Source organism: Actinotalea sp. (assembly GCF_041597215.1).
In the GTDB taxonomy this organism is placed as follows: domain Bacteria; phylum Actinomycetota; class Actinomycetes; order Actinomycetales; family Cellulomonadaceae; genus Actinotalea.
In genome coordinates this window covers 1-10,806 of record NZ_JBFHHB010000101.1, presented here as the reverse complement: position 1 = coordinate 10,806, position 10,806 = coordinate 1, and the positions used below count along the sequence as shown (strand labels likewise).

At 72.6% G+C, this 10,806-nt stretch carries 8 protein-coding genes and 2 pseudogenes; 4 read left to right on the top strand and 6 right to left on the bottom strand.

Annotated elements, in window-relative coordinates:
• The first annotated feature begins 82 nt into the window (after positions 1–82).
• The 3 genes and pseudogenes from ABWK99_RS08820 (at position 83) to ABWK99_RS08810 (ending at position 3,534) form a co-directional block, all read left to right on the top strand.
• Positions 83–1,234 (top strand): glycoside hydrolase family 15 protein, encoded by a 1,152-nt coding sequence (locus tag ABWK99_RS08820; RefSeq protein ID WP_372594327.1) that lies wholly within the window; start codon positions 83–85, stop codon positions 1,232–1,234.
• A pseudogene (locus ABWK99_RS08815) lies at positions 1,231–1,545 on the top strand (hypothetical protein); the annotation flags it as partial. The gene ABWK99_RS08820 and the pseudogene ABWK99_RS08815, both read left to right, overlap by 4 nt.
• Positions 1,546–1,569: 24 nt before the next feature.
• Positions 1,570–3,534, top strand: a complete 1,965-nt coding sequence (locus tag ABWK99_RS08810) for a TIM-barrel domain-containing protein (RefSeq protein WP_372594328.1) — start codon at positions 1,570–1,572, stop codon at positions 3,532–3,534.
• A 16-nt stretch (positions 3,535–3,550) separates the two neighbouring features.
• Here ABWK99_RS08810 and ABWK99_RS08805 read toward each other — a convergent pair whose 3' ends face one another.
• Positions 3,551–4,075 carry a GNAT family N-acetyltransferase gene (locus ABWK99_RS08805; protein WP_372594326.1) on the bottom strand — a complete coding sequence of 175 codons (525 nt, stop codon included), beginning with the start codon at positions 4,073–4,075 and terminating at the stop codon, positions 3,551–3,553.
• Positions 4,076–4,218: 143 nt separating this feature from the next.
• Between ABWK99_RS08805 and ABWK99_RS08800 the strand changes: the two genes are divergently transcribed.
• On the top strand, positions 4,219–5,490 hold the full coding sequence (locus tag ABWK99_RS08800) for a methyl-accepting chemotaxis protein (RefSeq protein WP_372594325.1): 1,272 nt from the start codon (positions 4,219–4,221) through the stop codon (positions 5,488–5,490).
• A gap of 81 nt (positions 5,491–5,571) precedes the next feature.
• Here ABWK99_RS08800 and ABWK99_RS08795 read toward each other — a convergent pair whose 3' ends face one another.
• The 5 genes and pseudogenes from ABWK99_RS08795 to ABWK99_RS08775 form a co-directional block, all read right to left on the bottom strand.
• Positions 5,572–6,456: a DUF4380 domain-containing protein gene (locus ABWK99_RS08795; RefSeq protein ID WP_372594324.1), complete on the bottom strand. Its 885-nt coding sequence runs from the start codon at positions 6,454–6,456 to the stop codon at positions 5,572–5,574.
• Positions 6,457–7,686, bottom strand: a complete 1,230-nt coding sequence (gene trpB / locus ABWK99_RS08790; protein WP_372594323.1) for a tryptophan synthase subunit beta — start codon at positions 7,684–7,686, stop codon at positions 6,457–6,459.
• Between the two features lie 106 nt (positions 7,687–7,792).
• Entirely contained in the window at positions 7,793–9,460 is a 1,668-nt protein-coding gene (locus ABWK99_RS08785) for an ABC transporter permease subunit (RefSeq protein ID WP_372594322.1), read from the bottom strand.
• Positions 9,457–10,386, bottom strand: a complete 930-nt coding sequence (locus tag ABWK99_RS08780; protein WP_372594321.1) for an ABC transporter ATP-binding protein — start codon at positions 10,384–10,386, stop codon at positions 9,457–9,459. Before ABWK99_RS08780 ends, ABWK99_RS08785 begins: the two co-directional genes overlap by 4 nt.
• Positions 10,383–10,806: pseudogene (locus ABWK99_RS08775) on the bottom strand (hypothetical protein); the annotation flags it as partial. The pseudogene ABWK99_RS08775 and the gene ABWK99_RS08780, both read right to left, overlap by 4 nt.

Below are 10,806 nucleotides of genomic sequence, written 5' to 3'. Positions count from 1 at the left end.
GCCGGCGGGACCGGCAGCACCACCGGTCCCGCCGGCCGGACGCACCCCTGCCTGACCGACCTCCGACGACTGCGAGACAGACATGACCACCGCGCCCGACGGCGGCCGCGTTGCCGAGCTCGCTCGGCAGAGCCACCGAGTGATCACCGCGCTCCAGCACCCCGGTGGCGCCTACCCCGCGTCCCCGACGTTCTCGGCCTACCGCGGCTACGCGTGGCTCCGGGACGGGGCGTTCACGGCCGAGGGGATCTCCCGGTACGGCGACGTGACGTCCGCCTCCCGGTTCCACGACTGGGTGGCCGGGGTCCTGGCCGATCGTGCCGAGGTCGTCGCCACGCTCTGCCGGGACGCCGCCGATGGTCGCGAGATCCCGCTCGACCGGATGCTGCCGACGCGCTTCACCTTCGACGGCGGGGCCGGTTCCGACCCGTGGTGGGACTTCCAGACGGACGGCTACGGGACCTGGCTGTGGTCCCTCGTCGAGCACGCCGGTCGCCATGGACTCGACCTCGAGCGGTGGCGCGCCGGGATCGAGGTGGCCGTCGACTACCTCACGACCTTCTGGTCGCGCCCCTGCTACGACTGGTGGGAGGAGCACGTCGAGGAACGCCACGTCTCGACCCTCGGGGCGATCCACGCCGGCCTGACGGCCGTCGCGCGGGTGCCCCTCCTCGACGAGTCGCGCAGGGCGGCCGCCGGCCGGGCCGCCGACCAGGTCCGGGAGCGCGTCCTGGCGGAGGGCACCACGACGGGCCGCGCGAGCGACCACGGCGCCCCGCACCTGGCGAAGTGGTTCGGCTCGGCGCAGGTCGACGCCTCGCTGGCCGCCTGCGTCGTCCCCTTCGGGCTCGTCGAGCGGGGTTCAGCCCTTGCCACCGCGACGCTCGACGCCATCGCCGTCGACCTCGAGGTCGACGGCGGCGTGCACCGGTTCCGGGCGGACGTGTTCTACGGGGGCGGCCAGTGGTTGCTCCTGGCCTGCCTGCTCGGCTGGAACCGGGCCGCCGCCGGCGACCGCGAGGGGGCGCTGCGGAACCTGCTCTGGGTCGCCGACCAGGCCGACCCGGACGGGCACCTGCCCGAACAGGTCCCCGGCCATCTGCTGCACCCCGAGGCCAGGGCCGAGTGGGTCGACCGGTGGGGCGAGGTCGCCTCGCCGCTGCTGTGGTCGCACGGCATGTTCCTCATCCTCGCCGACGAGCTCGGCCTGCTCCCCGAAGGGCCCCTCCGATGACCGCAGCACCGTCCGCCCCCGTCGCCGTCCCCTGGGTCCGGCACTCGCCCTACGGGGTCGAGCACCCCTACGCGACCTCGGCCGACCAGCGGGTCCCCGTCCTGCCCCTGGCGGGCGAGCAGGTCGTCCTCGGCGTCGTCGCCGCACCCGAGGTCTCGGCGATCTCCTGCGAGTGGCAGGAGGCCGAGGGGCCCGGCAGCGTCCTCCCGCTCGCACCGGCCGGCACCTCCGACGCCGATGCGGCCGCGCTCGCGGGCGGCGAGGGGCACCTGGCCGAGGCGCAGGCCGCCCAGCTCGAGGCCGACGGCGCCTGGTCCGTCCGCACACCTCCGCTGGTGGCCGGGGTCACCTACCGGTACCGCTTCGTCGCGCGGTCGGCCTCGGGCGGCGAGCACACCACGCCGTGGTTCGAGGTCGCCGCTGCCGTCTGGGACAGCGACGGGGGCAGCCTCACCCTCGACGGCGAGGTGGACCACCCGCTCCTGGTCCCGGGAAGCGTGCGCTGGCTGCGTGGCCCGGGTGGGGTGGCCCGGGTGCGTTTCGCCCTGCGCCTGGAGCCGCAGGAGCACGTCGTCGGGTTCGGCGAGCGCTTCGACTCCGTCGACCAGCGCGGGCGCCGGCTCGATGCCGTCGTCTTCGAGCAGTACAAGTCCCAGGGGCGCCACGGGCGCACCTACCTGCCGATGCCCTTCGCGCACGTCATCGGTGGCGAGGGGTGGGGTCTGCACGTGCGGACCACCCGCCGTACCTGGTTGGACGTCGGGGGCTCGCAGCCGGACCGGCTCGTGGTCGAGGCGGACCTCGGCGGCGCCGAGCGCGAGCGGCTCGACGTGGGGATCTACCGCGGCGAACCCGAGCAGGTGCTCCGGGCGTTCGGTGACGAGGTCGGGCGGGCGGAGGAGCTGCCCTCGTGGGTCTTCCGGCTGTGGGCCTCCGGCAACGAGTGGAACACCCAGGCGATCGTCACGGAGCGGATGGACACCCACCGCGACCTCGGCATCCCGGTCGGCGTGGTCGTCATCGAGGCGTGGAGCGACGAGCAGGGCATCACGATCTTCCGCGACGCCCGGTACCGCGTCACGACCGACGGCTCAGCGCACGAGGCCGGCGACTTCACCTACCCGCCGGACGGCGCCTGGCCCGACCCGAAGGCCATGATCGACGACCTGCACTCCCGCGGGATCAAGGTCGTCCTGTGGCAGATCCCGCTGCAGAAGACGGAGGTCGACCTCGGCCCCGACGTCCCGCAGGACAGCCAGGTGCTCGTCGACGGCAGGGCGATGGTCGCCGGCGGGCACGCGGTGCTGGAGGCGGACGGCTCGCCGTACCACAACAGGGGCTGGTGGTTCCCCCGGTCGCTGATGGCGGACCTGTCGACCCAGCGATCCCGGGACTGGTGGACGGCCAAGCGGCGCTACCTCGTCGAGGACCTCGACGTCGACGGTTTCAAGACGGACGGGGGCGAGCACGCCTGGGGCCACGACCTGCGCCACGGCGACGGCCGCCGCGGCGACGAGGGCAACAACCTCTACCCCGTGCACTACGCGCGAGCCTTCGGCGACCTCCTGCGCTCGGCCGGCAAGGCCCCCGTGACGTTCTCCCGGGCCGGCTTCACCGGGTCCCAGGCGCACGGGGTCTTCTGGGCGGGCGACGAGGACTCGACCTGGGAGGCGTTCGCGCACTCGGTGACGGCCGGTATCACCGCCGCCGCCTGCGGGATCGTCTACTGGGGCTGGGACCTCGCCGGGTTCTCGGGGCCGGTGCCCGACGCCGAGCTGTACCTGAGGGCCGCGGCCGCCGCGGCCTTCATGCCGGTCATGCAGTACCACTCGGAGTTCAACCACCACCGCCGGCCGCTGCGCGACCGCACCCCGTGGTTCGTGGCGGAGGTGAACGACGACCCGACGGTCGTCGAGGTGTTCCGTCGGTACGCCGAGCTGCGCGAGCGCCTCGTCCCGTACCTCGCCGAGCAGGCGCGCGCGACCATCGCGACCGATCGGCCGCTGATGCGGGGGCTGTTCTTCGACTGGCCGACGGAGCCCGCTGTGTGGCAGGCGCCGGGCCAGTTCCTGCTCGGCGACGACCTGCTCGTCCACCCGGTCACGGAGCCGGGCGCGACGACCTGGCGCACCTTCCTGCCGCCGGGCAGCTGGGTCGACGCGTGGACCGGTGAGGTCCACGAGGGTGGCCGGACCGTCGAGCGGCCGGTCCCGCGCGACGTCGTCCCGGTCTACTGCCGCGCCGGGCGCTGGGCGGAGCTGCGCGGGGTGTTCGCCCCGACGGCGGATCCCGTGGGCTGAGGGCCGCGGCTGCCGATCAGGGCCGCACGGCGGTCAGCGGCCGCTCCATGAAGAGCACCTGAGCCATGAGGTCCGGCGGGTACTGGTGGTAGGGCGCGCACTCGGTGAAGCCCAGCGAGCCGTACATCGCCACGGCCTCGGTGTTGAGCCTGCCCGTGTCCAGCCGCATCAGGCCGAACCCCGCCTCGCTCGCACGGGAGATGAGGGCCTCGCAGAGCAGCCTTCCGGTGCCCTGCCCCTGGAAGCGGGTGGGGACGAAGAGCCGCTTCATCTCGCAGGAGCCGTCGTGCAGGTCGCGATAGGCGATCGCTCCGGTGACCGCCCCTGCCCGGACGGCGAGCAGGGTCAGCCCCTCCGGTGGGCCGTAGGCGGTGGACAGGTGCGCGAGCTCGGCGTCGAGGGCCTGGTGACCCGCCACCGAGTCGGTGAGCCCCGGGTGATCGGCGTAGCGGTCCTCGAGCCACGTCCAGTACTCCCGGATGAGGCCGGCGAACTGCTCGTACTCGGCGGGCGTCGACGCCGCCACGATCTGCTCCGTCATCCGGCCATCGTGCCATCGCGGCGGAGCGGCCGGGCCGCCCGGGGGCGATCGGCAGCCTGCCCGGCCGGAGCCCTCACGCGCGGGCCCGAGCTGCCGATCATGCTGTCGACGGCACCGAGCCGTCCCGCAGGGGAGGCGGCGTCATGGGTGGTTTCCGCACACGGCTCATCGCGAGCTACGTGCTGTGCATGATCTTCATCATCGTCCTCGCGGGGGTGGGGATCTCCGGGGTGCGGACCGTCCTCGCCGCGTCGGGGGAGGTCGCGGCCGAGGCGGCGGCCGGGGCGGTCCGCGTCCTCGTGCTCCTCGTCGTCGTCGGTGGCCTGATCGCGGTCTTCTGTGCGCGCTGGCTCGTGCGCCAGGCCTCGGTGCCGCTCCGTCAGCTCAACGAGCTGTGCGAGTCCGTCGCGGCCGGTGACCTCTCGAAGCGGGGGACCTGGGCGGCGCGGGACGAGTTCGGCGACCTGGTCCGTGGCTACAACGACATGGTCGACGCGCTCTCCGCCACCCTGGACCTGGTCTCCGTCAACGCCCGTTGCCTCACCGCAGCGGCGGAGGACGTCGCTGTCTCCGCAGGGGAGATCCGCGGGCGGGCAGGGGACTCGGCCGCGCGTGCGGAGGCCGTGGCTGCCTCCGCCGAGCAGGTCTCCACGAACGTCCGCAGCGTGGCCTCGGCGACCGAGGAGATGAGCGCATCGATCCGGGAGATCGCGCACAACACCAGCGCCGCCGCCGGGATCGCCTCGGACGCCGTCGACGCCGTCGGCACGGCGACCAGCACGGTGAGCCGTCTCGGCGCCTCCTCGGCGGAGATCGGCGACGTCGTCAAGGTGATCACCTCGATCGCCGAGCAGACGCATCTGCTCGCCCTCAACGCGACCATCGAGGCGGCGCGGGCCGGGGATGCGGGCCGGGGGTTCGCCGTCGTGGCGGGCGAGGTCAAGGAGCTCGCCCGCGAGACGGCCAAGGCGACGGAGGACATCGGCAGGCGGATCGACACGATCCAGAGCGATGCGGGTGCTGCGGTCTCGGCCATCGCGGTGATCTCGACGATCATCGAGCGGATCGACGAGACCCAGACGACGATCGCCTCCGCGATCGAGGAGCAGACGGCGACGACGAACGAGATGAGCAGGAGCGTGACGGAGGCCGCCCTGGGGGCCGGGGAGATCGCGGAGAGCATCGACGCGGTCGCCGTGGCCGCGTCGGCCACCAACGACGAGGTCGAGGCCAGCCTCGCCTCGGCCTCCGAGCTGAACCGGATCTCGGCCGAGCTCTCGCAGACGGTCGCCCGCTTCGTCCTGTCGCCGGCGTCCCGGTCCGCTGCCGGCGCCGAGCCGTCCGTGCGCGAGCAGCAGGTCACCGTGCCCGCTGCTATCCCCGAGAGGCGTGTCGACCTCGTCGGTCGACGGTGACGCCGATCCCGTGACGCACAGCCGTCGCTGCCGGTCGAGCCGTCCCTGGACCCACGGCACCGGACCTGCTCGGCGGCGAGGTCAGGTCCTGAGGCCCTCGATCGCCTGGACCAGGCCCGGGCTGAGTCGATCCGTCGGCCAGTCCGGGTCGGCAGCGGCGAAGCGCCAGCTCGTCGCGTAGTCCACGCTCGCGCCCGGGGCGAGCGCCCCGTACGCGCCCTGGTTCTCCATCTCGATGTAGTCGCGCTCCAGGTCGACGTAGATCTCGAGCTCGGCCTGTCGGGGGGCCGCCTGGGCGGGGGTCAGGTCGGGGAAGCTGCGCAGCACCAGGGTGCCGCGGTGCAGGTGGGCGAGCCAGCCGCGGGCGTCGGCGAAGTACTTCGAGGTCGTGCCGACCTCCGGCACGACGAGGCTCGCGAGCGCGCCGTCGACGCTGACCCCTGCGAACTGCCCGGGCAGGTCCCGGTGCCGGTACCAGCACGGCGGGTCCTCACGGTGCTTGATCACCCGGTCCTCGTCGGTGAAGGCCTCGCCCTCGGCCCAGACGAGCAGTCCCTCCCGCGCGGCCCTGGTGACCTGCCACGGAGCGAGCCACTGCTCGGTCGTCCAGACGTTGGTGAGGCGGAACGCGAGATCGAGGCCGTCCCGGGTCACCGTGATCCGCCGCTCGGCGACGAGGCCGACGCTCGGGTCCGGGGCGCTGCGCAGCGTGACCTCGTGCGCGGAGAGCGCGGTGACCTCGTAGCTCCCCGCGTCGAGCACGGGCGGCGGCGGCCAGTCCCACCGCGCCTGCGGGCTGGGCCAGAAGGTGTCCCCGAAGAAGCCGTGCGGCAGCCCGGGAGGCAGCAGCAGATCCACCCCGCCGAAGCGCACGCGGGCGAGCCGGCCGCCGACCTCCGGCAGCACCGTCACCTCGACGGCGCCCCGGTCCAGGACCAGGGCGCCGTCCTCAGAGGTTGCGACCACTCAGTCGTCCTGCCCGGTTCCCCAGTTCTCGATGACGTAGTCCATGTCCTTGTCCCCGCGGCCGCTGAGGTTGACCAGCACGGTGCCGGTGCCCATCTCGCGGGCGGTGACCAGGGCGTGCGCCACGGCGTGCGCGCTCTCCAGGGCGGGGATGATCCCCTCCTTGCGGCTGAGGGCGAAGAACGCGTCGCGGCACTCGTCGTCCGTCGCGGTGACGTAGCGCACCCGACCGGTGTCCTTGAGGTGGCTGTGCTCGGGTCCGACGCCCGGGTAGTCCAGACCGCTCGCGCAGGAGTAGACGGGCGAGGGCTGCCCCTCCTCGTCCTGGAGGAGGTAGCACTGGAAGCCGTGGATGACGCCGGGGGTGCCGTAGGTCATCGTCGCCGCGTGCTCGCCGGTCGTCGTGCCGCGGCCGAGCGGCTCCACGCCGATCAGCTCGACCGGGTCGTCGAGGAAGGCGGAGAACATGCCGATCGCGTTGGAGCCGCCGCCCACGCACGCCTCGACGACGTCGGGCAGGTTCCCGGTCATCGCGTGGAACTGCTCGCGGGCCTCGATGCCGACGACCTTCTGGAAGTCGCGGACCATCATCGGGAACGGGTGCGGCCCGACGACGGAGCCGATGCAGTAGATCGAGTTCTCGTAGTCGGCGAGGTACGCCTCGAACGCGGAGTCCACGGCCTCCTTGAGGGTGCGCAGCCCGTGCTTCACCGGGACGACGGTCGCTCCGAGCAGCTGCATGCGGCTGACGTTGGGCGCCTGCTTGGCGATGTCGACCTCGCCCATGTGGATCTCGCACTCGAGCCCGAAGTGCGCAGCCGCGGTGGCCAGGGCGACCCCGTGCTGCCCGGCTCCCGTCTCGGCGATGAGCTTCTTCTTGCCCATGTACTTGGCGAGCAGGCCCTCACCCATGCAGTGGTTGAGCTTGTGGGCTCCGGTGTGGTTGAGGTCCTCGCGCTTGAGGTAGATCTGCGCGCCGCCGTTCTGCAGCGAGAGGGTGCGGGCGTGGTAGACGGGCGTCGGGCGGCCCTGGAAGTGCGTGCGGATGTAGCGCAGCTCGTTGATGAACGCGGCGTCGTTCTCGATCTCGTGATACGCCTGCGTGATCTCCGCGAAGGGGCCCTCCAGCTGGGGCGGCAGGAACTGGCCGCCGTACGCCCCGAAGAAGCCGTTCGCGTCGGGGACGGTCGTGCGCCGGACACTCTCGCGCGTGCTGCTCTGCTCGCTCATTCCACACCTCGGGTCTCGTTCGTCGGGGGCCGTGACCACACCCTAGAGAAGTCCACGGGACCGGGGCCGGGACCAGCTGCACCGTGGTCAGCGCGCCCTCCTGCGCCTACTGCCGCTGTCGGAGGTCGCGCCGGGAGAAGGCCGGGACGGACAGCGCGAGCAGCACGACGGTGATCGCCGCGAGCAGCAGGGCGTCGGGGACGTCGAGACCGTTCACCAGCGGGTCGCTGTTGAGGTAGTAGTGGAAGGGCGAGAGCCCGCCCCACCACGCACCGTTGATCTGACCGAGCGAGTTGAGCACGTGGAAGCCCACGGCGGCCCCCGCGGGGACCGCCGTCGCGATCCGCACCAGACCGGTGGCGGCGCTGAGCAGCAGGGCGAGCGCACCGAACACGAGGCTGACCAGGGTGGCCAGCAGGCAGGTCGCCGCGATGTTCGCCAGGTTCATCCCCAGACCGCCGACGAGGGACCCGACACTCACTCCCGCGAAGGTCGCCGCCCCGACCACCACGGCGTACAGCACCATGGTGAGCATCTTCTCCAGCACGACGCGGCTGCGCGGCACGGGGTTGGCCAGGAGCAGGGCGATCGTGCGGGCGTCCTCCTCGCCGGCGAGGGCCTTGGCGCCCACCGCGACCGCGACCACGATGATCGCCAGCGGCGTCATCATGCCGAAGGTCTCGACCTGGTAGTACCCCTCGGGGGAGCTGAGGTTGCCGCCGCCGAAGAACACCAGCAGGCTCTCCGGCAGGGCGTTCTCGATGTCGATCGGCAGGCTCCGGATCGCCGCGAAGAGCGGGCCCATCATCACGCCCATCATCCAGAACATGGCCGTGACGACGATCACCAGCAGCACCTGGTGCTCCGAGGCGGTCTTGACCCAGATCCGTGAGACCCGGGCCGATCCGGCGATCCGGTCCGCGAGCCTCTTGGTCACCGGGTGGGTGCGCAGCCGGTCCAGCAGCGTCGTGCCCACGGAGCGGTTGCGCAGGTCGCGTCGCGCCAGCCCGAGGTCGGCGAGGAGGTAGAGCGCGACGCAGCCACCCAGCAGCACCGCCACATGCGCCCAGCTGACCCCGGTGAGCAGGGGCTGGTCCCCGCTCAGGTAGTACCAGGGGAAGATCTGCGCCGCGTCCTCCGCCCCGCTGACCAGCGGGAGCAGGCCGGTGCCGAAGAAGCCGAGCACCATGACCGCCGTCGCGCCACCGGCGGCGGCACCGCGACTCCCCGTCCACGCGCCGATCGCCAGGGCCAGGGCGCCGTAGAACAGGGCGCTGGCACCGAAGTGCAGGCTGAACGCCCCGACGTGCAGCCCGGTGACGTTCACGTCGAGGACGACCGGGGCGAGCACACCGGCACCCCACAGCAGTGCCGTCGTCGCGGCGACGATGGCCACCAGGCCGGCCGCCTTCGCCGCGAGCACGCGCCGTCGTCCGATCGGGTTGGCCAGGAGCACGCCCATCGTCCCGCGGCCCTCCTCGCCCGCGATGAGCGAGGTGCCGACGGCGATCGCCACGCCCCCCATGGTCAGTGCGCCGTAGGCGTTGAACACCGCGGAGTAGGCGAGGCTCGCGACGTCGGCGCCCTCGGGGATGCCGATGATCGCTCGTAGGGCCGGCGGGAGGCTGTCGTAGATGCCGACGTCCATCGACCGGTACGCCGCCATCGCGAGGATCAGCAGGGCGGCGAGGCTGGCACTGGCGATGGTCGCGCCACGCCAGCGGTCGCGCAGCGTCATGCCGGTGACGGCGGCGGTGGCCGTGGCGGTGCTCATGAGAGCACCCGTGCCTCGTCGGCACCACGGTAGAAGCGCAGGAAGATCTCCTCGAGGTCGGCCTCCTGGGTGGACAGGTCGAGCAGCTGGTGGTGGGCCGTGACGGCGGCCAGGAGCGTGTCCATCCGGCCGGAGTAGGAGAGCGCGACGCGGTGCCCGTCGACGGTGACGTCGGCGGTACCCGGCACGGCGAGCAGGACCGCAGGATCGGCGACCCCGTCGAGGTCGAGCTCCACCCGCCGGGTCGCCTTGGTGCGCAGCCCGGCGACGCTCTCCAGGGCGATGAGCCGACCGGACCGGATGATGCCGACCCGGTCCGCCACGCGCTGGACCTCCGAGAGTGTGTGGCTCGACAGGAAGACCGTGCGGCCCTCGTTCGCGAGCTCACGCATCATCGTCTGCAGCTCGCGCTGGACCAGCGGGTCCAGCCCGGCGCTCGGCTCGTCCATGAGGACCAGCTCGGGCCGGCTCATCAGGGCCTGGATGATGCCCACCTTCTGCCGGTTCCCCGAGGACAGGTCGCCGACCTTCTTGTCCAGGTCGGCGTCGAGCCGCTCGGCGAGCGAGCGGACGTAGTCGCGGTCCACCCCGCCGCGCAGGTTCGCGAAGTAGGTCAGCGTGTCCCGCCCGGTCAGGTTGGGGTAGAGCGCCAGGTCGCTCGGCAGGTAGCCGATGTGCCGGCGGATCTCCACGCTGTCCCGGTGCGAGTCCATGCCGAGGACCGTCGCGGTGCCGGCCGTGGCACGGATCTCGTCCATGACCGTGCGGATCATCGTCGTCTTGCCTGCACCGTTGGGCCCGAGGAACCCGAAGACCTCACCCGGTCGCACGTCGAGGTCGAGGTCGACGAGAGCGCGGACCTCGCCGTAGTGCTTCGTCAGGCCCTCGGTGCGCAGTGCACTGGTGGCCTCGCTCGTCGGGGTCATGAGGGTTCTCCTTCACTCGGTGCGGGAGTGGTCGTGGGCGGGGCCGTCTCCGGTGCCGCCGCGTGCAAGGACCTGGCCATCTGCTCGGCGAAGTCCTGAGTGAACAGTCCGTGCGCGTACAGCTCGTGCACCGGGCCGAGGTACGCGGCGATCGAGGGCAGGGTCCCCAGCCGGTCGGCGGTGAGGTCGACGCCGAGCAGTCGGTGCAGGTGGCTGTTCAACGCGAGCGCGCCGAGCCCCCACAGGGTCAGCACGACGGCCCGTCCGTGCGGGTCGGCGCTGGGCCGCAGCATCCCGGAGCCGACCCCGCGCGCGAGGTAGGCCTCGGCGTCGGCCACCATCTCGTCGACCAGGTGGGCGACGGCCGGTGAGCCCTCGGCGAGGGTCGCGGCGAGGTAGGCGGCGACGGGGCCCATCCCG